Source organism: Novosphingobium sp. BL-S-34, assembly GCF_056857015.1.
Map to the genome: position 1 here is coordinate 2753251 of NZ_CM166472.1, position 25100 is coordinate 2778350.

At 67.4% G+C, this 25100-nt stretch carries 17 protein-coding genes; 7 read left to right on the forward strand and 10 right to left on the reverse strand.

What is annotated here, in order from left to right; translation table 11 throughout:
- Positions 1-105: 105 nt before the first annotated feature.
- From AC1VV3_RS13235 to AC1VV3_RS13270, 8 genes are all read right to left on the reverse strand, one after another.
- Positions 106-762: a glutathione S-transferase family protein gene (locus tag AC1VV3_RS13235; RefSeq protein ID WP_482961912.1), complete on the reverse strand. Its 657-nt coding sequence runs from the start codon at positions 760-762 to the stop codon at positions 106-108.
- A 108-nt stretch (positions 763-870) separates the two neighbouring features.
- Complete coding sequence (locus AC1VV3_RS13240) at positions 871-1050, reverse strand: hypothetical protein (protein WP_132261631.1); 180 nt, start codon at positions 1048-1050, stop codon at positions 871-873.
- Positions 1051-1202: 152 nt separating this feature from the next.
- Positions 1203-2537 carry an oligogalacturonate lyase family protein gene (locus tag AC1VV3_RS13245; protein ID WP_431568634.1) on the reverse strand — a complete coding sequence of 445 codons (1335 nt, stop codon included), beginning with the start codon at positions 2535-2537 and terminating at the stop codon, positions 1203-1205.
- Positions 2538-2795: 258 nt separating this feature from the next.
- Positions 2796-5981, reverse strand: a complete 3186-nt coding sequence (locus tag AC1VV3_RS13250; RefSeq protein WP_431568635.1) for an autotransporter outer membrane beta-barrel domain-containing protein — start codon at positions 5979-5981, stop codon at positions 2796-2798.
- A gap of 145 nt (positions 5982-6126) precedes the next feature.
- Positions 6127-8535: a TonB-dependent receptor gene (locus AC1VV3_RS13255; RefSeq protein ID WP_431568636.1), complete on the reverse strand. Its 2409-nt coding sequence runs from the start codon at positions 8533-8535 to the stop codon at positions 6127-6129.
- A 41-nt stretch (positions 8536-8576) separates the two neighbouring features.
- The gene (locus AC1VV3_RS13260) at positions 8577-9539 is read right to left on the reverse strand and encodes a FecR family protein (RefSeq protein WP_431568637.1); all 963 of its coding nucleotides are present in this window, start codon (positions 9537-9539) and stop codon (positions 8577-8579) included.
- Positions 9540-9637: 98 nt separating this feature from the next.
- Positions 9638-10174, reverse strand: coding sequence for an RNA polymerase sigma factor (locus AC1VV3_RS13265; protein WP_431568638.1), 537 nt, complete (start codon positions 10172-10174; stop codon positions 9638-9640).
- A 102-nt stretch (positions 10175-10276) separates the two neighbouring features.
- A complete protein-coding gene (locus tag AC1VV3_RS13270; RefSeq protein ID WP_431568639.1) occupies positions 10277-10450 on the reverse strand; it encodes a hypothetical protein in 174 nt (57 codons plus the stop codon).
- Between the two features lie 667 nt (positions 10451-11117).
- On the opposite strand from AC1VV3_RS13270, the gene AC1VV3_RS13275 reads away from it, so the two are divergent.
- The 6 genes from AC1VV3_RS13275 to AC1VV3_RS13300 all read left to right on the forward strand — a co-directional run bounded on the left by AC1VV3_RS13275 (position 11118) and on the right by AC1VV3_RS13300 (position 19483).
- On the forward strand, positions 11118-11930 hold the full coding sequence (locus tag AC1VV3_RS13275; protein WP_132261641.1) for a ferredoxin--NADP reductase: 813 nt from the start codon (positions 11118-11120) through the stop codon (positions 11928-11930).
- A 95-nt stretch (positions 11931-12025) separates the two neighbouring features.
- Positions 12026-12637: a TetR/AcrR family transcriptional regulator gene (locus AC1VV3_RS13280; protein ID WP_431568640.1), complete on the forward strand. Its 612-nt coding sequence runs from the start codon at positions 12026-12028 to the stop codon at positions 12635-12637.
- 479 nt (positions 12638-13116) lie between these two features.
- On the forward strand, positions 13117-13518 hold the full coding sequence (locus AC1VV3_RS13285; RefSeq protein ID WP_132261645.1) for a hypothetical protein: 402 nt from the start codon (positions 13117-13119) through the stop codon (positions 13516-13518).
- On the forward strand, positions 13515-14804 hold the full coding sequence (locus AC1VV3_RS13290) for an efflux RND transporter periplasmic adaptor subunit (protein ID WP_431568641.1): 1290 nt from the start codon (positions 13515-13517) through the stop codon (positions 14802-14804). Before AC1VV3_RS13285 ends, AC1VV3_RS13290 begins: the two co-directional genes overlap by 4 nt.
- Positions 14805-14870: 66 nt before the next feature.
- Positions 14871-18056, forward strand: a complete 3186-nt coding sequence (locus AC1VV3_RS13295) for an efflux RND transporter permease subunit (RefSeq protein ID WP_431568642.1) — start codon at positions 14871-14873, stop codon at positions 18054-18056.
- 11 nt (positions 18057-18067) lie between these two features.
- Positions 18068-19483, forward strand: a complete 1416-nt coding sequence (locus tag AC1VV3_RS13300; protein ID WP_431568643.1) for an efflux transporter outer membrane subunit — start codon at positions 18068-18070, stop codon at positions 19481-19483.
- Positions 19484-19558: 75 nt separating this feature from the next.
- Here the strand turns inward: AC1VV3_RS13300 and AC1VV3_RS13305 are convergent, their stop codons facing one another.
- Together AC1VV3_RS13305 and AC1VV3_RS13310 are read right to left on the reverse strand one after the other, a co-directional pair.
- Positions 19559-22009 carry a TonB-dependent receptor gene (locus AC1VV3_RS13305; protein ID WP_431568644.1) on the reverse strand — a complete coding sequence of 817 codons (2451 nt, stop codon included), beginning with the start codon at positions 22007-22009 and terminating at the stop codon, positions 19559-19561.
- A 286-nt stretch (positions 22010-22295) separates the two neighbouring features.
- Complete coding sequence (locus AC1VV3_RS13310; RefSeq protein WP_132261652.1) at positions 22296-23609, reverse strand: MFS transporter; 1314 nt, start codon at positions 23607-23609, stop codon at positions 22296-22298.
- A 195-nt stretch (positions 23610-23804) separates the two neighbouring features.
- Here AC1VV3_RS13310 and cyoA point away from each other — a divergent pair, with 195 nt between their 5' ends.
- Positions 23805-25097 carry a ubiquinol oxidase subunit II gene (gene cyoA, locus AC1VV3_RS13315; protein ID WP_132261653.1) on the forward strand — a complete coding sequence of 431 codons (1293 nt, stop codon included), beginning with the start codon at positions 23805-23807 and terminating at the stop codon, positions 25095-25097.
- Positions 25098-25100 lie beyond the last annotated feature (3 nt).

Consider the following 25100-nt stretch of genomic DNA (forward strand, 5'->3'; position numbering starts at 1 on the left):
GAATTGCCCCTGTCGAAATTCGTCACGCGTCGAAACGCGCCGTTCCGCGCTTTGCTCCGCCGCCTTGCCGCCTGTCAATTCAGGCAAGCGGCAACGGCGGGCGCGTCAGGCATATTTGTACGGACCGCCGCTGGCGAGCGCGGCCTGATAGGCGGGGCGGGCGTGGATCCTGTCGAGCCAGGCCATCGTCGCGGGCCGGGCATCGTCCAGCCCGGCACGGCTGCGCGCGGCTTCCAGCGGGAAGCTCATCATGACATCGGCCGCGGTGAATGCGCTGCCGGCGAACCATTCGCGGCGCGACAGTTCCTGCTCCACGAAGTCGAGATGAACGTCGATCATCGGTTGCAGCCGCTTCCGGGCATGGCGCCCGAGGATGGGGATCTGGCCGAGCACCAGCTTGACCAGTAGCGGCGGCATCAGCGAGCCTTCGGCATAGTGCAGGAAGTGGCGATAGTGCAGCGCACCCTCGCGATCCTGCGGCGGGCCAAGGCGGCCACCGGCCTTTTCCGTGAGATATTCGATGATCGCGCCGGTCTCGGCGACCGTACGCGGGGCCTGCCCTGCGCCTCCGTCCTCGACAGGCGCGTCATCGACGATCACGGGCGATTTGCCGAGCGGATGGACTTTGCGAAGGCTGGGGGGCGCCAGCATCGTCTTCTCGTCGCGCTTATATCGGCGGACCGCATAAGGCAGCCCCAGCTCTTCCAGCAGCCAGAGGACACGCTGGGAGCGCGAGTTTTCAAGGTGATGGACAGTAATCATGCCGGACTTAACGCGGAAACCGGCAACAAGGTCCCGACAGCGGGCCTTCGAAAGGGACAAGGCCCGCCTGGCGCCATCGAAATGGAGCGCAGGCGGCCTTGTAAGGGGTTAGGGCTTTTCAGTGCCCGGAGCGCCCGGCTTCGGCGCCTTGCCGTCTTCGATGCGGCCTTCGTTACGAAGATCGCGGCCTTCCTGGGCCTTTTCCTGGCTTTCGGGCGACTTGCCGTGCTCGAAGGCTTCTTCCTTCACGTAGCCGGCGGCTTCCTTTGCTTGGCCCTTGATGCTCATTTCTCTCTCCTGGCGTTTCTGGTCACGAAGGACCGTGACCATAGGAAAGCGCGCGAGAAGCCGATTGGCTCCTGTGGGCATAAGTGCTCAGACCAGGCCGAAACCGCGCGCCGCCCACACTGGGCCGGCATGCCCGCTGGCCGGGCCGATCCTCAGAGCTGCGCGGCGTAGAGCGCGGGCCGGCCTTCGACATTGGCGCGATAGACCAGCCAGCGCCCATCCGGCGTGAAGTGCTCGTTCGGCTCCAGGGTATAGTCCTGGCGGGAGAGATCGACGATCCTCTCGCTTTTCAGCGATCCGGTCGCGATCAGGCGGTCTCCGTCCAGCGTTTCGGCGGCTTCGGGGGAAGGGTCCGGCACGGGACGGAAGAGGCTGATGAACTTGCCCGCATCGTTGCCGTCCCCGGCGACGACCGTGCCGTCCGGGGATGTGAGGTAGTGGTAGGATCCCTGGTCGGCCGCGACCTTGTACCAGGTGCGGCGTGCAGGACCTTTCGCCGCATCCCGGCCTGCGCCGATCTCGTGGCGGGCGAGCCAGAGCATGCCGCCGCGGGGCATCTGCAGGTCGTACCAGATCGCCTTGCCGTCGCTCGACCAGTATTCGTGCCCGGCGATCTCGCCCTGCATCGTGCGGTGGTGGATCCGGGTGAGATCGCTGCCGTCGGTGCGGATCGTCCAGATGCGATCGACCTTGTGCCAGGGGCCCTCGTGGCAGAACATCATCAGCGCCGGATCGGTGGGGGAGAACTGGACGTGGTTGAGCCAGTCGGTGGCACGGTGAATGCTGCGGGCGGCGCCCGTGGCGATATCGAGCGTGAAGATCTCCATCGGCACTTTCGCGGCCAGCCGGGCATCCATCCAGCGCGCCTTGGCTTCGGCGAAAGGCAGCGGGCGGCCCTGCGCGTCGGTACCGGAATAAGTGGGTGAGCCGGTCTTCGGATCGCGCCGGCCCTGCGCGGCGATCGCCGGCGGCGGAGGCGCCAGTTCGCGATGGCCGGCGAGCAGCGTATCGTCGGCATTGATGGATTCGATGCGGCCGCCGGGCATGCTGGCGACCTGCCGCGACTTGCCGGTGTCCAGGTCCAGCATCCAGACGGTGAACGGTCCCTCGCCATCGTCGCTGCCGGCCGGGCGGGTGGTGTAATAGGCCGTCGCGCGGGTATGGCCGGTGAAGAGCAGGCGGTCCACCTTGCCCCGGAACACCAGCCTGGTGGACCAGTCGCGGGTGGAGGCCGTGCGAATGCCTTCCGCCGTCAGGTAGACCATGCGGTCCCCGCCGGGCGTGAAGGCGTTGTAATTGAAGTAGAGGCCATAGACGCCGGGCCGGTCGTCCACCCGGACGATGCGGTGCCCGGTGACCGGATCGACCCATTCGCGCGGGCCGGGTCCAGCCGATGCCGATTCCGATCCCGATGCTGACGCTGGCGCCGCGAATATCAGCGCTGCGCCCGCTGCGCCCGCCACGAGTGCCGACAGGGCTCTGTTCATCCTCATCTCCGTTCCATTTTGCGAAATGGAATACCGGATATCGGGATCATGGCAAGCGTCGCGCCGGTGAGAGGCGGGTCGAAAAGGGTCCGGCCCCGGTCGCATTTGGGGACGACCGGGGCCGGAGGCTGGGCGGAAGGAACGCCGTGCGCCTTGGGGGCGCGGGGTTGGGGTGGGGCGGCGTTCCTTGCGCGGCGGTCCGGACCGGCTGGGGCGCCGGTCCGGTGGCCGTTTCCAGCCTTGCTCAGGCGCGGACGATCACCAGCCGATGGTGACCGATCCGCGCAAGGCGAGGTCGACATGGCCGTGGCGATCCTCGGCCGAGAGTTCGCCGCCCATCGTCAGTCCCAGCGTGCCGCCCACTGCGCGCAGGCGGGCAAACCAGCCGCTGGTGGCCTCGTCGCCGTCGAGCGTGAAGTTCTGGCCACCGGCGAAGTGGGCGGTGGTCGATCCGATGCCGCCGCTGACGATTTCGCGCCAGCCGCCCTCGGTCTCGACGCGGAACCAGTTCTCGTCGCGGCTCTGCATGCCCATGAAGTCGATGCCGAGGGTCAGGCCGCCGTTGACGCCCAGCTCGTCACTGGTGCGCGAAGCCACCGTGAGGTCGAGCGCCTTGCCGCCGCCGTTCTCGGTATAGCCGTCTTCCTTCAGGCGCACGTAGTCGACCGAGACGGCGGGACGGTAGAAGAAGTGGCTGCCGCCGCCCTCCCACGAGGCGCCGCCCGCTGCGGTCACGAACGTGCCGTTCCACTTGCCCTTGATCGTGCGGTTGACGTTCTCGGTACCGATCGCGCCGATGAACTGGCGCTCGCTGTCGTAGTTCGAACGGCCCACGGAGGCGCGGCCGAAGCCCTGTACCGCGCCGAACTGGCCGCGCCAGTGACCGGCGAATTCGAACGAGTTCGACTTGATCTCGCTGGTGCCGCCGCTGGTGTGGCGGTTCCACAAGTACGAGAACGTGCCGCCGAACCGGCCGAGCCCGGTGAGGTACTCCGCGCCCAGCGACATGGCGTAGCCTTGCAGGTTGTAGGCCGCGGTGCTGCCCGCGTTCTTGTCGCTGCCCCAGAACGAGAGGTTCATCGTCGTGCTGAACCGGCCTTCGCCCCAGACCGGGTTGACCGGGTCCATGAGCTGGCGCGCGAGCGTGCGTGCGCCGAGGCTGATGCCTTCGAACGCACCGCCCGCATGGTCGGGCAGCATCTGGCCCACGCTCTGGCGGAACTGGTCGCCATTGGTGATGCCCAGGAACACGTCCTCGATCTTCTCGTCCTGGCTGAGAGCCGTGAAGATCGCATTGTAGGCCGTCGCCTGCGAGCGGTTGAGGCCTAGTTCGGCCACGGTGCGGCGGGCAATGTCCACCACCAGGGTATTGGCGGCGGCGGTATCGTTCAGCGTGGCCTTGAACATGTAGGGCACAAGATCGGTCGCGGCCTTCAGCGTGTCGCGGCCCTGGATCGTGCCGGCAGTGAGCACCTGGTAGCTGCCTTCGGCGGTCGAGACGTCGGCCAGCTTGATCGAGAGCTTGGCCCCGTCCGCGAAGGAGGCGGTACCGGCGACGTTATAGGCCGAGCCCTGGCCCGGTGCCTTGTTCAGCGTCACCGCGAGGACGCCGTCCTTGCCGACTTCGAGGGACCCGATCGAGGCCGGCGTTTTCACGTCGAGCGTGCCGCCGGTGATCTTGACCGCGAGATTGCCGGCATTCGCCAGCGCGCCCGAGAACACCGAAGTGCCGGCAAGGGCAAGCGTATCGGTGCCGCCGCCGAAGTCCGCCGTGCCGACGAAGCGCGACGATCCCGCCAGGGTCATGCTGTCCGACCCGGCGCCGAAAGTGACATTGCCGGTCTGCACGGCGTCCCCCGAAAGCGAGAGGGTATTGTTGCCGCTGCCGAACGCGACGTTGCCGGTCACCGTGCCGTCGGCGATGTCGACCACGTCGTTGCCGCCGCCCAGCAGGATGTCGCCGACGATCGAGGGGGCGGTGAAGCCCGCGCCCACCTGGGTCTGCTTCACCGTCACGCTGCCGGCCGCCCTGGAGAGGTCGATGGCGATGTTCCTGCCCGATCCCGCCTTGGCGCCGGTGGCCGAGATGGCGCCGCTGTTCTCGACGAGGGCCAGCGTGCCGCTGGCATCGCTGATGGCGGTGGCCGAACCGTTCTCGTTGACCGCGGCTGCCTTGATCGTGCCGGAGTTGCGCAAGATGGGGAGGCTGGCGCCGGCGTCGATGCGGACGGCGACGGCCTGGGCGCCCGAGGCGCTGATGGTGCCGGCGTTCTGGATCAGCGGCGTGCTCGCCCCCGCGCCGAGGCGCAGGGCGGTGGCGGCGGCGTCCTTGGAAGTCGCGGCGACCGAGCCGTTGATGCCGATGCCGCCCGCGATGGTGACGTTGCCGCCAAGGCCGCCGATGGCCAGGCCATTGCCGTCGATGCCGGTGTAGAGGCCGTGCCCTTCGACGGTGCCGTCGATCTGGAGGCCGTACTTGCTGGCCGTGGCCGCAACCGGGCCGATGGCGATATCCCTGCCGGCCGCGCCGATCATCATGGCTGGCGCCTTGCCGTAGCTGGAGACCTTGGCCGCGCCTTCGGTGGCGTCGGGAATGCCGTCGCCATCCTCGTCGGCATTGTTGGGATCGCTGTCCTTGGGCGCCACGGCCAGGACGATGCCGCCGGTCACATTGCCCGCAACGACGATCGCGGAGCCGCCCTGAAGCAGGTCGTCGGCGTCGAGCTTGGAAGGATCGGCGGGCGGGGTGGGATAGCGGTAGCCGGTCGAGACGATCGAACCCTGCACCACCATCGCGCCGTTGACGTCGCCGCCGAACTGCGCGCCGATGGCGTTCTTGCCCTGGGCCTGGACCGAGCCGGCGAGGCGGACGTTGCCGTCGATCTGGCCGGTCTTCACGCCGATCGCGTTGTCGCCCAGCACGCTGGTCTTGCCGTCATGGGTGAAATTGCCGGTGAGCTTGCCGCCCAGCGAAACGCCTGCGGAATCGTTGCCCTCGATGGTGATCGTGCCGCTCTGGGTGATCTTGCCGATGTGATCGCCTTCGGTGCGGATGCCGATCCTGTTCGAGCCGAGCGCGAAGGGACCGTCGAGATCGCCGTCCTTGTCGTCGTCGGTCGGGGTATAGGGCTCGTCCAGCGTGATCGTGCCGGTGTTGACGATGTCGCCCGTGGTCCCGGCATTGGCGACGATGCCGCGCGCGCCGTTGGCATTGGTGACGGTCAGGGCGCCGGCATTGGCGACGTTGTTGTTGCTGTCCATCGTCACGGCCGTGCCGCCGGTCAGCACGACCGAGCCGTCCTTGGTCACGTTGATCGCGTCGGCCGCACCGGCCTTGATCGTCGAGGTGAGCAGCGGCGTGGTCTTCTTGGTCGTCACGTCTTCGGCGTGGGCTGCAGTCGCCAGTGCGAAAAGCGCGGTGGAAGCAAGCAGGTAGCGAGGCATCTTCGTCCCTTCAGGTCGTATTGACACCTGAGACGGAGACACTCGCCGGCAGCCTTGGAAAAAAGTTTCGCTTGCCGTCCGCGCTTGCCCGCCCGTCAGCAGGGAAGGCGGGGATCCGGCGATGGCCGGTGCGCGGATCGTGCCGTCAGAACCGCGCGTCGAGACCCAGGCGCAAGGTGCGCGGGCGCAGCGGCGTCACCTGCTCGCGGCCGGTACTGAACGGCGTGCCGAGCGAGAAGCGGTTGCCCTGGACATCGGCGAGGTTGGTCACGCTCAGGGTGAGGCCGTAAGCAGGCGTGCCGAAGCGCATGTCGAACCCGCTGTCGACGTAGTTGCCCTGGGGTGCGCCCAGTTCCGGCCCGATGCCGAGGCGCGAGCGGCCGATGTAATTGACCCAGCCGTTGGCGTTGATCGCCCAGTCTCCGTCCCGGAACCCGCCAAGCTCATGCGTCCATGCCAGGGCCGAGTGGCCGGCGAACCGGGCGATGTTCGGCACCTGCATGCCCCGCGCTGACACATAGCGCAGGACGTCCGCCCGCGACAGCGTAGCCGCTGCCAGGCCGACCGGCGCCAGCACGTATTGCACCAGCGCCGCGGACGGTTCGTCCACTTTGCTCTCGTTCCAGGTCGCGCCCAGTTCCACGCGCAGGCCGGGCGCGAGCAGCACGCCGCCCGAGATGCTGGCGGACCAGACGCGGCCGTCGCCGATGTTCGCCGTGCTGGGCAGGCCGGAGCCGTCGATGAAGTCTGCCTGGATGTCCCGCCAGCGCGTGTAGGAAAGGCTGAGCGCCATGTCGAACGGGCTGGCGCCGGCGCGGCCGTGGCGGGCACCGACTTCGAACGTGCCGGTGCGGTCGCTCTGGAAACGGCGCACGGCATTGCTCTCGATCGCGAAGCCGCCGGGGCGGAAGCCTTCCTGGTAGCGCAAGTAGAGCGAATCTTCCGGCGAGAAACGGGCGTTCAGCGCGAAGGAGGGCAGGAAAGTGCTCATCGTGCGTTTTGCCGTCACGCCCGAGGCGGCGAGCGCCATGGTAGTGGCCATGGCGATATCCTCCCCGTCGCCGCCGAGCCGCGAGCGGGTGAGGCGGCCGCCGCCGGTCGCCGTCAGCGGACCGGCCAGATGCAGGCTGGCCTCGCCGTAGAGCGTGAATTCGTCGATGGTGTTGCGCACCCCCGTCGCTGCCTTGCGCACCGACAAGGCCGGGCTCTGGAAGTCGCGATTGAGGGTGGTGCGGTTGTGGGTGTAGCTCGCGCCGAGCAGCCAGCCGAAGCCGTGCCGCTCGCTCTGCCAGAGGCGCGTCTCGTGCACGATCATGCGGGTATCGTTGGTCTGCGAGAACAGCCGCGGATCGCCGCCGGGCTCGCTGGCGTCATAATGCTCGTGCAGGTCCTGCGCGACGATCCCGGTGGTCGACCGCAGATTCACCGCGCCGATCCGTCCCGAGACCACGAACTGGCCGAGGGCATAGTCCGCCCTTGAGCCTTCGGGCACCCGCGCCGAGCTTTCCAGCGGCTTGCCGTCCCGGTCCGCATATTGGCTGTCGTCGGCCTCGGTGGTCTGGGCCAGCGCGAGCAGGTCCATCGTCCAGTCGGGCGCGATCCGGGCACGCAGGGCCACTTTGCCGCCCAGCACGTTGGAACGGTTGACGTTGGTGCGGCCGAGCAGTGGCTTGTCGATGTACCCGCCGGAGGTGGAGCTGTCCAAGGTGGCGCGCAGGGCCACGCTCTCGCCCGCGAGCGGCAGATTGACCGTTGCGCTGGCATCGGCACCGGGCGTGCCGTGCTGAGTCAGCGAGCCGCCCAGGATCACCGTGCCGCCCGTTTCCCCCATGACCGGGGCATGAGGCACCAGACGGATGATCCCGCCCAGGGATCCGGCGCCGTAGAGCGTGCCCTGCGGTCCTTCGAGCACTTCCACGCGGGCAAGGTCGGACAGGCGAAGATCCGGGTCCGGCGCATTGTAGGTCAGCCGCATGTCGCCCAGGTACTGGCCGACGGTGGCCTGGGTCGGGCCGGTGAAGCTGGAATCGGCGATGCCGCGGATGAACAGCTTGTTGCGCCCGCTGCCGAGATGGGTCGAGGACACGGTCGCCAACTGGCGGGTCAACTTCTCCGTCCCGCCCACGCCGCCCGATTCCAGCGCCTTGCCGTCAAGGATCGCGAGTTGGCCGGGCACATCCTCCACCCGCAAGTCGCGCTTGGTGGCCTGGACGACGATCGGCTCGCCGCGCGTTTCGACAGGGGCGGAGGGCGCTGCGGTTCGGGCTGCCTCACGAGGCGGGCGGGCGAGGGGCGCTGCGGGCCGCGCGGCTTCGAGCCGCCAGGCCGAGGGACCGACCGGAACGGCGCGCGCCCCGGCCGCGCGGGCAAGCCGGTTCAGCGCCTCGGCCACGGGCATGCGCCCCCGCAGTGCGGGGATCGGGCGGCGGGCAATCGCCGGATCGGCGATGACGATGCTGGTGCCGGTCTGGCGCGCCAGTTCGACGACGGCTTCGCTCGCCGTGCCGGCGCGCGTCAGCACGTCGGCATCGCGCGCCAAGGCGGTCGCAGGCATGGCCGCGAGGGCCGCCAGAAGCCACGCCGCACCCTTCACGATCAGCGCACGCCGATCACCCAGCGCGGATCGGCGCCGTCCGGCCTTTCGGCGCGGACCTCGACGCCGAGCAGCGGGCCGAGGGCGGCAGGGTCCTTGCGCAGCGGTGCCACCAGCAGCGAGCCCGAAACCTGCCGCTCGGCGCTGCCGGGCGCCACGCGGTAGTCCACGCCGGTCGCGCGGGCGAGATCGGCGGCCACGGCGCCGAGCGCGGTATCCTGGAAGGTCACCCGCCCGCCCCGCCATTCGCCCACTTGCTCCGGCGCGATCTTGCCCAGCGTATAGTCGCCGGACCGGCCGCGCCGCTGCAGGATCTCGCCCGGGGCGATGCGCAGGTCCTGCGCTTCGGGATTGAACTGCACGGCGCCTTCCGACACCGCAACGCTGAGGTCGCCGCTCTGGCTGCGCACGTCGAAGACGGTGCCGACGTCGACGAGGGTGTCCTTGCCCACGGTCACGCGGAACGGCCTGGCCTCGTCGTGGCGGACGGTGAAGAGCGCCTGGCCGCTTTCGAGCCGGGCGAAACGCGGGTCCTTGCGGTCGAACGCCATCGCGGTGCCGCCGGCAAGATCCACCCGCGTCTGCGCGTCGAGCACGACGGTGCGGACCTGGCCCGGTGCGGTCTCGATCCGGTAGAGGTCGCGGCTGCCGGCCTGCCACATCCACAGGCCCGCGACGAGCGCCAGCGAAGCGGCCAGCGCGCCGCCGATCCACGGCCGCGCCGACCGGCGCAGCGCGGCGCCTGTCGGAACGGGCGTTTCGCCCCCATCGTCATTGGCCGGCGCGGCGGCGGCGATCAGTTCGGCCCCGTCCAGAACGGACGCGGCGATCCGGTCGTAAGCGGCGGCATGGGCGGGGTTCTCGTCGAGCCAGCGCGTGAAGCCTTCCCAGTCCTCGAAGGCCGGATCGCCCGCGCGCACGGCCCAGTCGAGCGCCTCGGCCCGGATCTTGTCGTCTTCACTCATCGCGCGCTCCTTCTGCGGCGAAGACGGAGACAATGGGCGACGGCCTTGTTGTTCCGAGGCTGCCGGTCCCAGGCCCGTCGGTCTCAGGCCTTTCGATCTCAGGCCCCATCGCTGCGTTCCTTCCATTGGGCGAGCGCCCGATAAGCGATGCGCAAGTCGCTTTCCACGGTGCTGACGCTGATGCCGAATGCGGCCGCGATCTGCTTCTGCGCCATGCCGTCTATCCGGTGGCTGCGGAAAATGGCCGAGACGCGCGGGCCCAGGCTTTCGAGGAGGGAGAGCACGCGCCCGGCTTCCTGCGCGGCGGCAAGGCGGCGTTCGGCGGAAGGTTCGGGCGAGGCGCCGGCGTCGTCTGCATTCGCATCCGTCCAGTCGCGCTCACGCGTGCCGGATTGCCGGGCGGAGCGGAAGCGGTCGATCATCAGGAGGTCGGCGGTGCGGAACAGATAGGACAGCGGCGAGGCGACAGGGCCGGGGCTGCTGCGCGAGATCTTCAGCCACACTTCCTGGACGATGTCCTCCGCCGAATCTCCGGCGCCGCGCGCGCGCAGGAAGTGCAGCAGCTTGTCCCGATTCTCGAGAAAGGCGGCTTCCAGGCCCGATCGGGAGGGGGAAGGGGGTGAGGAGGGAGGCATGGTCGCGGTTTTCGCGGCGACAGATAGACTGTCCGCAGCCTCGGGGAAAGCCTCTGGCGCGCAAGGCCGGCGGGTGCGCGGCCCGGGTGCAGGGCCGTCTCGTCAGCGGTGCGCGGCGGCGGCGGCGCGGGATTGGATGGCGCGATCGGTGAACAGGGCCAAGGCCGCCATGGCGCCGCCGGTCAGGCCCGCGGTTCCCATGGCGATGATGACCGGCTGCGCCATGTCAGCGAAGCGGTTGGCGCGGTCGTGGAAGGGTTCGAGAAGGCGGGTCATGGCAGGGTCTTTCGCGGCGTTGGAGGCGGGATCTGTTTCCTCCGTTTCGGCCGTTCAGGGTATTGGGATAAGTTGGTTCGTCTTGTTCCAGTTTCTTGAAGGGTCGCGCCTTGCCTCGCGTCGCCGGCGCTGCACGTCAACAGATGCGCGCATGTGTGCTATTGCAAGTCGATAGCAATAATAGTAGTCGCGCCGCTATGTTTGCCGCTGCTGCCTTGCTCCCGGTTCCGATCGATGCCTCCCGCGTCGCTGCACCCGGACGTGGCCGCAGCAGGCGTCTTTCATGCGGAGCGGCGCATGGTGCGGTGAGAGTATTCACACCGAACGCCGCGCAATGTGCGGCACCGGCGTTCCCGGATGCGGGGCCAAGTCTGGCTTTCGGGCGTGAAAATGCAATTGCGTTGCAAGCCCGGCGAACCGGGCTACTAGGCGAAACCTCCAAGCCCATGATCCCTTTTCGCCTCTCCCGGCACCGGGCGCTTGCGCCTGCGATTGCATCTGCTATGCGCCGCCAGCGCGCGCATGGCGTGCGGAGGGGCGGCGGCTCAGTCGGTTCCGCAGCGATGCGGAATGCTTCCGGCCCCGCTGAAAGCCTTGACTCTGCGGGCTCGCGCCTGTTTGGGCCCACATGTGAGCTTAGCCACTCTACCACCCGAGGAATGAATTGATGAGCGACGGTCAGGCCGTGATGCCCACTCTTGAACCCACGACGGCCCTTTCGGTCGAGGAAGTTCTCAGCGTCCGCCACTGGAACGAGCACCTGTTCAGCTTCACGATGTCGCGCCCGGCATCGTTCCGCTTCCGCTCCGGCGAGTTCGTCATGCTCGGCCTCCAGGGCGAGAAGCGCCCACTGCTGCGCGCCTATTCGATCGCCAGTCCTTCGTGGGCCGAGGAAATCGAGTTCCTCTCGATCAAGGTGCCGGACGGCCCGCTGACCTCGCGCCTGCAGCTCGTGCAGCCGGGCGACCAGATCTATCTCGGCCGCAAGCCCACCGGCACGCTCGTCACGGACGCGCTGCTGCCGGGCAAGCGCCTGTTCATGCTTTCGACCGGCACCGGCCTCGCGCCGTTCATGTCGCTGATCCGCGACCCGGACGTCTATGACCTCTATGACGAGATCGTCGTCGTCCACTGCGTCCGCCGCGTCAGCGATCTGGCCTACCGCGAGGAGCTGGAAAGCCAGCTGGCCGAAGATCCGCTGGTGGCCGAGCAGGCGCTGGTGCAGCTGACTTATGTGCCCACCGTCACGCGCGAACCCTTCCATACCAGCGGCCGCATCGGCGCCCTGGTGGAAAGCGGCCGCATGTTCGAAGGTCTGAAGGGCGATGCGCGCTTCAACCCCGAGACCGACCGCGTGATGCTCTGCGGCTCGATGGACATGATCAAGGACTTCTCGGCCGACCTCGAATCCTGGGGCTTCACCGAGGGTTCGAATGCCAAGCCGGGCGACTTCGTCATCGAACGTGCGTTCGTAGGTTAAGGAAGTCCCGGCTTCTTCCGTTGCCTGTCACGCTCGGTCTATGATCGAGCGTGACACTTTACGGACGGCAGGGTGCTACCTATATACCGACCGGTATGAAATGTTCGGCCCCCACTACGACTCGCGGTCGTCCGCGTGAGTTCGACCCCGAAGAGGCGCTGACGGCGGCGCTTCGGGTGTTCTGGCAGCGCGGCTACGAAGGCGCGTCGATGGCGGAGCTGACCGAGGCCATGGGCATCACCAAGCCTAGCCTCTATGCCTGCTTCGGCAACAAGGAAGCACTCTTCAAGAAGGCGCTCGACCTCTACGAGCGCGACAAGCTGGCCTATGTCGGCAAGGCGCTGGAAGCCGCCACCGCGCGCGGCGTGGCCGAGCGGCTGCTGGAAGGGGCGATCACCACCCATTGCGGCGGCAGCGATCCGCATGGCTGCCTGGGTGTGATGTCCACCGTCACTTGCACGATGGAAGATCCCTCGATCCGCAACTTCGTCACCGAACGCCGGATCGCCACTGAGGATGCGCTCATCGAACGCTTCGAACGCGGCAAGACCGAGGGCGATCTGCCCGACACCGTCGATCCGCGCTGCCTGGCCCAATGCCTGACCACGGTGCTCCAGGGCATGTCCGTCAAGGCCCAGGGCGGTTCCTGCGCGCAGGAATTGAAGGGCGTCGTCGATACCTACCTGACGATGTGGCCGGGCCGTTAAGCGGCTTAAGCGCCGAATTCGCGCGCTTCCCCGGATCATCCTGAACGTGTGTCAGGTTGACGCCGCGTAAACGGGCCCTTCGAAAAAATCTCATTCAACCGGCGTTCAGGCCTTGAAATGAGCACTTTCGAACAAATCTTACCAAGCGGTACAGAAAGTCGCTTGACGGGATACTGCACCGCAATATATACCGCTTGGTACAGAACGAGGTAACCCGACTCGCCGCTTGAGGGAGTAGCGGGGGCCAAGTTCCCAAGGGTCCGGTCAACCGGGCCTCCCCTCGGTGCCGCCTGTCCCCGCAGGTGACTCCTAGAATACGAACCTGTGCAGAAGACGTTTTCGGAAGTGCGATTCCGGGGAGTGTCTTTCTGTGTCCCAAGACTTTCCGACGCCCCTTGCGCCGGAGAACCCCGGCGCGCGCCCTTTTTCCCCTCCTGTCCCGAGGGCGCGTGCCGGGCACTTTCCAGGGAGCACGAATCATGGCCTTCATCGACTTTTCCGATGCGGCGCTCCAGGCGCTGCCCGTAACCCGCCCCATTCCCGAGACGCCCCTTGGCGCCGTGTCCGAAATCCTCTCGCGCTTCGAGCGCAGGATCGTCGAACTGGCGCGGGGAGATGGTCTCGAAACGCTCCGGCCGCAGCGCAAGCGCGGCTGGTTCGCCCGCCTGATTTTCGGCCCGCAGCCGCCTTCGCCCACGCTCGCCAACGAGGAGCTGGAAGCGCTGCGCCGCCTGGCGGTCCAGGCCTGGCATCATGGCTACACGCTGCCCGCTTCCGTCATGAAGGAAGCCCGCGCGGCCGGCCACAGCGAAGCCAAGATCGGCGCCGTCATCGATTTTATCGGGCGCTCCCGCGCCCCGTTCCGGAGGCTTGCCGCGTGAATTTCCCCGTATCCCCAGAAACCCTCGCCGCGGCGGAAGCGGAAGCCGAGCTTCCGCGCAGCCGCCCGCGAGGCCGCCCGTCCCGCGGGCGCCAGGCCGCCATTGCCGCCATCGCGCTGGTCGCGGTGGCGGGCATCGGCTGGAAAACCTTCAGCCACTCCGAAGCCGACGCAGCGCCGATGGCGCCTGCCGTCGTCCAGGCCGCCAATCCGCTGATGCGCGACGTGACCGAGTGGGACGACTATGTCGGCCGCTTCGCACCCAGCAAGTCGGTGGAAGTGCGCCCGCGTGTCTCGGGCGCGATCACGCAGCTGTTCTTCAAGGACGGCGATTTCGTCCGCGAAGGGCAGCCGCTGTTCACCGTCGATCCGCGTCCCTACCGCGCTTCACTGGCCGAGGCGCAGGCCGAAGTGGCCTCCGCCCAGAGCGCGCTCGTCCTTGCCAAGTCCGACTATGCCCGCGTCGCCGGGCTCAAGGGTGACGAGGCCATGGCCGCCAGCGAAGTCGACCAGCTTCGCGCCAAGGTCCGCGCTGCCACTGCCGCGCTGGCCGCCGCCGATGCTCGCGTGCGCCAGCGTTCGCTCGACGTCGAGTTCGCCACCGTCCGCGCGCCGATCTCGGGCCGGATCTCCGACCGCCGCGTGGACGTGGGCAACCTCGTCTCGGGCGAGAACGGCACCGGCGCCACGCTGCTGACCACGATCAATGCCGTCAGCCCGATCTACTTCACGTTCGATGCCTCCGAAGCGCTGTTCCTCAAGACCCAGCGCGAGAAGGCCGAGCACAAGGACGCCGCCAACGTACAGGTCCGCCTCCAGGACGAGGCGGCCTATCGCTGGAACGGCAAGCTGGACTTCACCGACAACGGCCTCGACCCGCGCTCGGGCACGATCCGCGTGCGTGCCGTGCTCGACAATCCAGACGGCTTCCTGACGCCGGGCATGTTCGGCAACATGCGTCTGGCCGAAGGCGGCACGGTCAAGGCCATGCTGGTGCCCGACGATGCGATCCAGTCCGACCAGGCCCGCAAGGTGGTGCTGACGGTGGGCAAGGACAGCGTAGTCGCGGCCAAGCCGGTCGAACTCGGCCCGCTGGTGGACGGCCTTCGCGTCATCCGCTCGGGCCTGGCCCCGACCGACCGCGTCGTCATCTCCAACTACCAGGCCGCCATTGCCGGCGCCAAGGTCAATACCCGCCGCGGCCAGATCGCGGTGGATCCCAAGGCGGCTGCGGTCGTCTCCGGTCCCAGCGCGCCCGTGGCCGCGCAGGCCACGCTCGCCAACTGACATTCACCCATCGGGGGAGCGGTCCTCGACCTGAGTGACCGCTCCCCGTGACAGGGGCATATTCTCATGCGATTTTCCCGGTTCTTCATCGACCGGCCGATCTTCGCAGGCGTCATCGCGGTGATCCTCACCGTGGTGGGTGCGCTTGCGTTCTTCGGCCTGCCGGTCAGCCAATATCCCGACATCGTCCCCCCGACGGTGACGGTGACCGCCCAATATCCCGGCGCTTCCGCCGAAACCGTCGCCGACACCGTGGCCGCTCCCATCGAGCAGGAAATCAACGGCGTCGACGACATGCTCTACATGTCCTCGCAGTCGACCGGCGACGGCAAGGTGACCATCACCGTCACCTTCAAGATCGGCACCGACCTCGATGCCGCGCAGGTTCTCGTGCAGAACCGCGTCGCCATTGCCGAACCGCGCCTTCCCGACGCGGTGCGCGCGATGGGCGTGGTGACGCGCAAGACTTCGCCCGAATTCCTGATGGTCGTGAACCTGCAGTCGCCCGACGGCACGTTCAACCGTGACTACCTGTCGAACTATGCGCTCACGCAGGTCAAGGACCGCCTCTCGCGCCTGAACGGCGTGGGTGACGTGCAGCTGTTCGGCTCGCGCGATTACGGCATGCGCATCTGGATCGATCCCACCAAGGCCGCCGCCATGAACCTGACCGCGGGCGAGATCGTCGCCGCGCTGAAGGCCCAGAACGTGCAGGTCTCCTCCGGTGCGATCGGCGCGCCGCCGTATGATCGCGGCAATGCCTATCAGGTCGGCGTCGAGATGCAGGGCCGCCTGACCACGCCCGAGCAGTTCGGCGACATCGTCGTGCGCACCGATGCCGAAGGCCGCCAGGTCCGCGTGCGTGACGTGGCGCGCGTGGAACTGGGCGCGCAGGACTACACCACCAACACCTACCTTTCCGGCAAGCCCACGGTCGTGATCGCCGTGCTGCAACGCCCGGGCTCGAACGCGCTCGATGCCGCCAAGGCCGTGCGCGCCGAGATGGACGACGTGGCCACGCACTTCCCCAAGGGCCTCGAATACTCCGTCATCTACAACCCCACCGAGTTCATCGGCCAGTCGATCGACGCGGTGTACCACACCCTGTTCGAGGCGGTGATCCTCGTCGTCCTCGTCATCCTCGTCTTCCTCCAGAACTGGCGCGCCGCCGTCATTCCGATCATCGCGATCCCGGTCTCGCTGGTCGGCACCGCGATCATGCTGGCGGCGGTCGGCTACTCGCTCAACAACCTCTCGCTGTTCGGGCTGGTGCTCGCCATCGGCATCGTCGTCGACGACGCGATCGTCGTGGTCGAGAACGTGGAACGCTACATCGAGGAGGGCATGTCTCCGCTGGAGGCTGCTCGCCGCTCGATGGACGAAGTGACGGGCGCCCTGATCGCCATCGTCCTGGTGCTCTGCGCGGTCTTCGTGCCGACGCTGTTCATCACCGGCATGTCGGGCCAGTTCTACAAGCAGTTCGCCGTCACGATCACCACCGCCACGGTGATCTCGCTGGTGCTTTCGCTCACGCTGTCTCCGGCCCTGGCGGCGATGCTGCTGAAGGAACGCCATGCCCTGCCAGAGGGCGCCCCGCGCTGGAAGCGCACGCTGCAAGGCGCCGCGGACAGGTTCAACCACGGCTTCGAACGCATGAGCGAGGGCTATGCCCGCCTCACGCTGACGCTGGTGAAGCGCCCGGTGAAGATGATGGCCGGTTATGCCGCGCTCATCGCCGCCACCGTGGGCTTGTTCTGGGCGACGCCTGCGGGCTTCATCCCGAACCAGGACCAGGGCTACTTCCTCGCCGCGATCTTCCTGCCGCCGGGCTCCTCGCTCAACCGCACGGACGAAGTGACGCAGGAAGTCGCCAAGCGCATCCTGCCGGTGAAGGGCCTGCGCGGCGCGGTGATGTTCGCCGGTTTCCACGGTCCTTCGCAGACCGCCGCGCCGGACGCCGCCGCCATCTACTTCCCCTTCAAGAGCTTCGAGGAGCGGAAAGCTCTCGGCGTGACCTATGAAGGGATCATGGCCCAGGCCCAGGCCGCGATGCAGGGCTACGACAAGGCGCAGGTCCTGCTGATCCCGCCGCCGACCATTAACGGCATCGTCCCCCCGGGCGGCTACCGCATGGTCGTGGAGGACAAGGAAGGGCGCGGTCTGGCCGAGCTTCAGAAGGCGGCCGGCGCGCTGATCGCCAAGGCCAACCAGGCCCCCGAACTGAGCCAGGTCTATACCCTGTTCACCATGAACACCCCGCGCGTCTTCGCCGACGTCGACCGCCGCAAGGCGGACATGCTGGGCGTCTCTCCCGCCAAGGTCTTCGAGGCGATGCAGGTCTACCTCGGTTCGGCCTACATCAACGACTTCAACCTGTTGGGGCGCACTTATCGCGTCACCGCGCAGGCCGATGCCGAGCATCGCGGATCCACCGCGGACATCGCCAACCTCCAGACCCGCTCGGACTCGGGCGCGATGGTACCGGTCGGCTCGGTCGCGACCTTCAAGGACCAGACCGGCCCCTACCGCGTGGTGCGCTACAACCTGCACCCGGCGGTGGAAATCGACGGCAGCTACGGCAAGGGCTATTCCTCGGGCCAGTCGCTGGCGACGATGGAGAAGATCGCAGGCGAAACCCTGCCTTCGGGCTACGGCACCGAGTGGACGGGTATCGCCTATCAGCAGGCCACCGCGGGCAATACCGCCGGCGTGGTGTTCGGCATGGCCGTGCTCTTCGTCTTCCTGGTGCTCGCCGCCCAGTACGAGAGCCTGACCCTGCCGCTGGCGATCATCCTGATCGTGCCGATGTGCCTCTTCGCGGCCATGCTCGGCGTGAACCTCAGGGGGATGGACAACAATATCCTCACCCAGATCGGTCTCGTCGTGCTGATTGCCCTTGCCGCCAAGAACGCGATCCTCGTGGTCGAATTCGCCAAGCAGGCCGAGGAGGAACGGGGCTATTCGCCGGTGGAGGCAGCCGTCTACGCGGCCCGCACCCGCCTGCGCCCGATCCTGATGACCTCGCTGGCCTTCATCCTCGGCACGGTGCCGCTGGTGATCGCCAAGGGTGCGGGCGCTGAGCTTCGCCAAGCGCTGGGCACGGCGGTGTTCTTCGGAATGACCGGCGTCACCGCCTTCGGCCTGTTGTTCACGCCTACCTTCTATGTCGTCTGCCGCAAGCTGGCGGCCTCCCTGCGGCGCAAGCCTGCAGCGGGTCATCACGCCAGCCACGCGGTCGTGCCGGCGGAATGAAAGGACGCAAGATGTCCCTGAATATCAAATCCTTGGTCGCGGGACTTCTCGCCGCGACGACCCTCTCGGCCTGCGCCGTCGGACCCGACTATGTCGCGCCGACGCCGCCGGCCCAGGCAGCGGCGCCCTTCGTGGGCGTCCAGACCGCCGAAGTCACGGCCGCCGCGCCGGACGATACCTGGTGGCGGCTCTACAACGACCCGGTGCTTGACGGCCTGGTGACCGATGCCCTGGCCGCCAATACCGATGTGCGGGTGGCCGTGGCGCGGATCGAGAAGGCCCGCGCCAGCCTGCGCGGCGCCCGCTCGGACCGCCTGCCGCAGACCGACGTCAGCGCCAGCGGGACCTATGGCCGCGTTTCCGAAGCGCAGGCTCTTCCCGGTTTCGATCGGGAAGGGCGCCGCGTGGATGGCCAGCTTGCGGTCAGCTACGAACTCGACCTGTTCGACCGCGTTTCGCGCGGGGTCGAGGCCTCGCGCGGCGATCTCGGCGCCGCGCAGGAGGATGCCGATGCGGTGCGGGTGACGGTCGTCGCCGATACCGTGCGCGCCTATGTCGATGCCACCAGCGCCGCCGACCAGCTTGGCGTTGCGCAGCGCACGGTGGACCTGCTCGACCGCTCGTCGCGCATCACCAATGCCCGCTTCGAGCGCGGCCTCAACGAGAAGCTCGACGTGATCCGCGTCACCCAGCTTCGCGAGCAGCAGGCGGCGATGATCCCGAGCCTCCAGGCTGCCCGCGATGCGGCGCTGTTCCGCCTCGCGACCCTGACCGGGCGCACCCCGCAGGACCTGCCCGAGGCGGCGCGGACCCGCACCACCACGCCGGACGTGAGCAGCCCGATTCCCGTGGGTGACGGCGCCACCCTGCTGGCGCGCCGCCCCGACGTGAAGGCGGCGGAGCGCCGTCTTGCGGCGGACACCGCCCGCGTGGGCGTGGCCACGGCCGATCTCTATCCCAAGATCACGCTGGGCGGATCGATCGGCACCACGGCAGTCGGCGCGACCGACATCTTCGGCGGCGGACCGCTGCGCTGGCTGCTCGGGCCGATGATTTCCTGGGCTTTCCCCAACCAGGAAGCGATCCGTTCGCGGATCGGCGGGGCCAAGGCCGATGCCAAGGCCGATCTTGCCAGTTTCGACGGCACCGTGCTGCGCGCGCTGGAGGAGACCGAGACGGCGCTTTCGGCCTATCGCAACGCCCTGCTGCGCAAGGCGCGCCTCGCCTCGGCCCGCGATGCGGCGGAGCGGGCGGCGAACGTCAGTCTGGCGCGCGAGACCAGGGGCCAGATCGATGCGCTCGACGTGCTCGACGCCCAGCGCACGCTGGCCCAGTCCGAAGCCGACTATGCAGCGGCGACCCGCGCCGTGGCCTTCGCGCAAGTGGACTTGTTCCGCGCGCTGGGTGGCAGCTGGCAGGAAACCTGACGGGCTTCGCGGCTCAAACGAAAGGGGGCGGCAAGGTGATGCCTTGCCGCCCCCTTTTCGTATCGGCCGTTGCGGTCAGCGCGAGCCGAAGGCGTAGCGCACGTTGATGCCGAATTCGCGCGGGGCCGTGGTGGTCACGCCGGTATACGTGCTTGTGGCCGTGGCGCCCGTCGGTCCGGTGAAGACCGGGCGGCCGGTGGCGGGGTTGAACTGGCCCGCGAAGCCAAGCTGCTGATAAGCCGTGAACAGCGGGTTGGTGCGGGTGAGCGTCTTCGTCGTGTCGAAGACGTTCTTGGCGTAGAGACCGATCTCCCATGCCCCGTCGCCCGAGCGCAGGCCCGCGAAGAGGTTCACCAGGGCATAGTCGCTCACGTCGTCCCAGGCGTTGCCAGGGTCGCCCTGCGACTTGCCGGTGTAGGTCAGGAGGCCGCGAAGGTAGGCATCGTTGCCGCCGAAGGCCGGGAACGAATATTCGCTCTGCACGGTGGCCGAGAAGGGCGCCATGAACGAGGCCCGCTGCGAGACGTTGCAGGCGGCGATGTTGTTGGCGCCGACTGCGGCCTGAAGGTCCGCCAGCGAGGGCGCGCTGGTGGTTGCATCGGGCACGCCATCGCCGTCCAGATCGTTGCACGGCACGCTGCCGCCCTTGATCTTGCCCAGCGAGTAGCTGGCCGAGGCGTTCAAGGTCCAGCCCTGCGTGATGTCGAACGAGACGTCGCCTTCGACACCGTTGACCTCAACCGGCACGGCGCCGACGAAGTTGAAGTTGTTGACCTGCTGGGCCAGCCCGGTGACCGCACCCGTGGTGGGATCGCGCAGGGCGACGGTGTTGACGTAGAACACGCCCGAACCCGGTACGCGGTAGGGGTAGTTCTTGAACTTCTGGTGGTAGCCGGTGAGGTTGAAGCGCAGGCGGCCGTCCATGAGCGTGGACTTCAGGCCGATTTCATAGGATTCCGAGGTTTCGGCCGGCAGGTGAAGGAACGAGTTTTCCAGCGGCGAAGGGGTGATGTTGAAATCGCCGACGACATTGATGCCGGGCCGCCAGGAGCTGCCGGTGGCGGCGTAGATCATGAGGTCAGGCGTGAAGTTGTGCTTGATCGACCCGCTGTAGATCCACTTCTTCGCCTTCTGCGCATTGTTGGAGATCGTGGCGCCGTTGACGATAAGCTGGCTCTCGTCCTTGTAATCGATATGACGCGCGCCGCCCGAGATTTCGGTAGCATCGCCGATATGCACGGTGAGGTTGCCGAAGATCGACTGTTCGTGAGTCTTGCCCTGGCTGGTGATCGGCGTCTGCACGACTTGCGCAATGCCGCCGCCGAAGGCCGCGGGCAGGGCCACGATCGTCGGGTTGGTCAGGTCCGTATGCGGCTTGTTGTGGCTGTCGAAGAAGCCGGCCACATAGTCGACCATGCCGAACAGGCGCGCTTCGTTCTGCAGCCGGACTTCATGCGATTCCGAGGTGGAACGGGTATCGGTGATCTGGTCGACATTGCCGGCAAAGGCGTTGCCCTTGTCGAAGTTCTCTGTCGAGTGGATCTTCTGGGTATAGTACTGGCCCTGATAGATCAGGCGCTGGCCCCAGCCGCTGGCTTCCGCGCGCCAGTTGTAGACATCGAAGGCCTGGTTGACGAGGCGCGGGCTCTCGTAGTTCGAGAGGCGGTCCTTCGACGAGATGTAGACCGGGCTGGGCGCGGCGTCCGGATTGACCTCCGAGAAGGAGGCGATCTGGTCGTAGCTGCGCTGGTCGCGGTCGAGGCGCTGGTACATGCCTTCGAAGCGGAGCCAGTCGGTGGGCGTGACGAGGCCGGAAATACGGCCGCTCTTGGTGCGCGACCAGGGATCGCGGTTGGTGTAGATCGAGCGGACGCGGTCCAGCTCGTTCTCATCCCAGACGCCGGCGGCGCGGATCGCGGCGATGCCCTCGATCACGGGGATGTTAAGGCCGGCCTTGATGTTCTGCGTGCCGATGTCGTTGGCCGTCATGTCCACGAAACCGCCCAGCGAATAGAGGTCGGGCTTCTTGGTGGTGACGGTGATCGAACCCGAGGGCGAGGCGCGGCCGCGCAGCGTGCCCTGGGGGCCGCGCTGCACTTCGATCTGGCCGATGTCGTACATCTGCTGCAGCACGATGCCGGCAGTGATCGGCGCGTCGTTCATGTAGAATTCGACGGTGGGGTTGTTGCCGCTGGCGTTCACGTCGAAGTTGACGCCGCGCATCTTGGCGTTGCCGCCGATGCCGTTGGCATTGGTGTCGAGCTGGAGACCCGGCGCCAGCGTCGAAACTTCCTTGAAGTCACGCAAGTTGAGCTTGCCGATCTCGTCAGCGGTGACGGTGTCGATCACGGCGGGAACGTCCTGCACGTCTTCGTCGCGGCGACGGGCCTGGACGATAATGACGTTGGCTTCGTTGGCCGACACCGCATCGGGCGCTTCCTGGGCCAGGGCAGGGGCAACCCACCCCAGGCCGCACATACCCGACAGGCCCGCCGAACACAGCATCAGCTGCTTGAACGCACGCATTGACTCTCCCTCCGATTTCTTTGCTCTTGATTGGGAGAATGGGTGCTTGCGCGAGGCCCTTTTTGTCAAATGAAATGGCTTCATTTCTGACAAACTACGGCATGGCGTTATTTGAACACTCGCCCAAATTCTCTCGAAGCCGCTGAAATCGCCCGATTCGCTCTTGCGCCGGGGTCTGGCCGGGCTTGGGAGATCGCCCGCCGCAACGAAAAGGGGGCGCCGAAGCGCCCCCTTGCCGATCGATAGGGTGACTGGCCGCCGAAAGCGGCCCGCCATGGGCAGCCGATCAGTTACGGCTGGCCAGTTCCTTGTTCAGCCAGAGCGCCGCCAGGGTGGCGATTGCGCCGGAGAGCAGGTAGCCGCCCGAGGCGATCAGGCCCCAGTGGCTGGACAGCAGCAGCGCTGCAAGCGGGGCGAAGCCGGCGCCGAACAGCCAGGCCAGATCGCTCGTGAGCGCCGAGCCGGTGTAGCGATGCTCGCTGGCGAAGGCCGAGGCGACGACGCCCGAGGACTGGCCGAAAGCGAGGCCGAGCAGAATGAAGCCGATGATCATGAAGGCGATTTCGCCTGCCGGACCGGCATCGAGGAGCTGCGGCGCGAAGCCCGAGAACACTGCGATGGCGACGGCGCAGCTGCCCAGCAGGTTACGGCGTCCGAAACGGTCGGCAATGCGCCCCGAAGCGATCACCGCGACGACGCCGAAGGCGGCCGCGAGCGCTTCGATCAGCAGGAAGCTGATCGGCGAATCGGGCGTGAAGAGGAACACCCACGAGAGCGGGAACACGGTGACCATGTGGAACAGCGCGAAGCTGGCGAGCGGGGCGAAAGCGCCCAGAACGATGGTCTTCCACTCGTTGCGGAGCGTGGCGCCGACGCTGACCGGCTGAAGGTCGCGGCTGGCGAACAGGTTCTCGAACTCTTCGGTGACGACGATGCGAAGGCGCGCGAAGAGCGCGACGACGTTGATCGCGAAAGCCACGAAGAAGGGATAGCGCCAGCCCCAGTCGAGGAAGTCGGCGGCGGGGAGGGCGGCGATCATGAAGGCGAAGAGCGTGGAGGCCACGATCAGGCCGAACGGTGCGCCGAGCTGCGGGATCATCGCATACCAGCCGCGCTTGTGCTCGGGCGCGTTCAGCGCGAGCAGCGAGGCCAGGCCGTCCCAGGTGCCGCCAAGGGCGAAGCCCTGACCCAGACGGAACAGGCAGAGCAGGACGATCGCGGTGTTTCCGGCCGATTCATACGAAGGCAGGAACGCGATCGCCGCGGTGGAGCCGCCGAGCATGAACAGTGCGATCGTCAGCTTGGTGCCGCGGCCATAGGCGCGGTCGACCGCCATGAAGATCAGCGAGCCGAACGGGCGGGCCACGAAGGCCAGCGCGAAGACCGCGAAGGAATAGAGCGTGCCGGTCAGCGCGTCGACGAAGGGGAAGAACAGCTTCGGGAACACCAGCACCGAGGCGATGGCGTAAACGAAGAAGTCAAAGAACTCCGACGTTCGGCCGATGATCACGCCGATGGCGATTTCACCGGGCGACGGCTGGTGATGCTCCTTGAACGTCGGCAGGCCCAGGGCTTCGCGGGGCTGGGGGATGCTGGTCATTTCGATTCTGCGGCCTTCGTTTCGGGTCCGCGCGCGGCCGGCCCTGGATAAAGCCTGCCGGATGCGGACGAATCAAGGCGGGCGCGCGAAACGCCCGGCTACATGGTGAGGCCCTATCGTCATTGATGGCCGTCAAGGGGATTGGACAAAATGTCCTATGTTCGCACTCGCGGCATGAGCCTAGGCGCTCCACCCATGCGCCCACCCGAGTCCAGACCGAAGCCGCGGCAGCTGACCGCGCTCGCCAAAGTCCTTGCCGCCTTGTCCCTGACTGGCGCGCTTTCCGCTTGTAACACCGTCGTGCTGAACCCGGCCGGCGATGTCGCGCGTCAGCAGGGTGACCTCGTCGTCATCTCCACGCTGCTGATGCTGCTGATCATCGTCCCGGTCATGGCTGCGACGGTCCTGTTCGCGTGGCGTTATCGCGCGTCGAACAAGGAGGCTGTCTATCAGCCGGACTGGGATCACTCGACCCAGCTCGAACTGCTGATCTGGACGGCCCCGCTGCTGATCATCATCTGCCTGGGTGCGCTGACCTGGGTGACCACCCACCTTCTCGATCCCTACCGCACCATCGGCCGCATCGACGCCACCACCCCGGTAGCCGCCAATGCCAAGCCGCTGGAAGTCGAAGTCGTCGCGCTCGACTGGAAGTGGCTGTTCATCTATCCCGAGCAGGGCGTGGCCACCGTCAACGAGCTGGTCGTGCCGACCGGCCGTCCGCTCCAGTTCAAGATCACCTCTTCGAGCGTGATGAACTCCTTCTACGTGCCCGCCATGGCCGGCCAGATCTACGCGATGCCGGGCATGGAAACGCGCCTGCACGCCGTGGTCAACAAGCCGATCGAAACCGTCGGCTTCTCGGCCAACTACTCTGGCGCCGGCTTCTCCAACATGCGCTTCGCCACGCATGCCGTTACCGAGGCGGACTTCGCCAAGTGGACGGCCGACGTGAAGGCCGGCACGCCTGCCACGAACGGCGAGACCGGCGGCAATCTTGACCGCGCCGCCTATCTCGAGCTTGAAAAGCCGAGCGAGAAGGTCCCGGCCACGCGCTACGCCACCGTCGCGCCCAACCTCTACGACGCGATCGTCGACATGTGCGTCGAGCCCGGCAAGATGTGCATGAGCGAAATGATGGCGCTCGACGCGCGCGGCGGCCTCGGCAAGGCCGGCATCCGCAACGTCGAGATGCTCGCTTACGACAAGCACGGCCGCGAAGCTGCAGCCACGGCCAATGCCAACCCGAACGCGGCCATCCAGCGCGAGCTGGCCTGGGTTCGCGCGCTCTGCCGCCAGATGCCGGGCTCCGCGCCCGACAAGACGGTCAAGGCGCCCGCCAACCTGCGTTCGCTGACCGGTGCCGGCATGGCGGCCCCGCAGTCGCTGCCGCTCTTCGGCAAGGACGAGCAGGCGCTCTCCGCACCGAAGGGCGAGCCTGTGGCCGCCAACGAAGCCGCGCACTCCTCTCAGATTTCCCGGAACTGATAG

Coding starts and splice junctions, on each gene's coding strand:
- AC1VV3_RS13305 (WP_431568644.1), bottom strand. CDS start 22,009: ATGCGTGCGTTCAAGCAGCTGATGCTGTGTTCGGCGGGCCTGTCGGGT.
- cyoA (WP_132261653.1), top strand. CDS start 23,805: ATGCGCCCACCCGAGTCCAGACCGAAGCCGCGGCAGCTGACCGCGCTC.
- AC1VV3_RS13300 (WP_431568643.1), top strand. CDS start 18,068: ATGTCCCTGAATATCAAATCCTTGGTCGCGGGACTTCTCGCCGCGACG.
- AC1VV3_RS13255 (WP_431568636.1), bottom strand. CDS start 8,535: ATGCCTGCGACCGCCTTGGCGCGCGATGCCGACGTGCTGACGCGCGCC.
- AC1VV3_RS13295 (WP_431568642.1), top strand. CDS start 14,871: ATGCGATTTTCCCGGTTCTTCATCGACCGGCCGATCTTCGCAGGCGTC.
- AC1VV3_RS13260 (WP_431568637.1), bottom strand. CDS start 9,539: ATGAGTGAAGACGACAAGATCCGGGCCGAGGCGCTCGACTGGGCCGTG.
- AC1VV3_RS13240 (WP_132261631.1), bottom strand. CDS start 1,050: ATGAGCATCAAGGGCCAAGCAAAGGAAGCCGCCGGCTACGTGAAGGAA.
- AC1VV3_RS13265 (WP_431568638.1), bottom strand. CDS start 10,174: ATGCCTCCCTCCTCACCCCCTTCCCCCTCCCGATCGGGCCTGGAAGCC.
- AC1VV3_RS13270 (WP_431568639.1), bottom strand. CDS start 10,450: ATGACCCGCCTTCTCGAACCCTTCCACGACCGCGCCAACCGCTTCGCT.
- AC1VV3_RS13280 (WP_431568640.1), top strand. CDS start 12,026: ATGAAATGTTCGGCCCCCACTACGACTCGCGGTCGTCCGCGTGAGTTC.
- AC1VV3_RS13275 (WP_132261641.1), top strand. CDS start 11,118: ATGAGCGACGGTCAGGCCGTGATGCCCACTCTTGAACCCACGACGGCC.
- AC1VV3_RS13245 (WP_431568634.1), bottom strand. CDS start 2,537: ATGAACAGAGCCCTGTCGGCACTCGTGGCGGGCGCAGCGGGCGCAGCG.
- AC1VV3_RS13235 (WP_482961912.1), bottom strand. CDS start 762: ATGATTACTGTCCATCACCTTGAAAACTCGCGCTCCCAGCGTGTCCTC.
- AC1VV3_RS13285 (WP_132261645.1), top strand. CDS start 13,117: ATGGCCTTCATCGACTTTTCCGATGCGGCGCTCCAGGCGCTGCCCGTA.
- AC1VV3_RS13310 (WP_132261652.1), bottom strand. CDS start 23,609: ATGACCAGCATCCCCCAGCCCCGCGAAGCCCTGGGCCTGCCGACGTTC.
- AC1VV3_RS13250 (WP_431568635.1), bottom strand. CDS start 5,981: ATGCCTCGCTACCTGCTTGCTTCCACCGCGCTTTTCGCACTGGCGACT.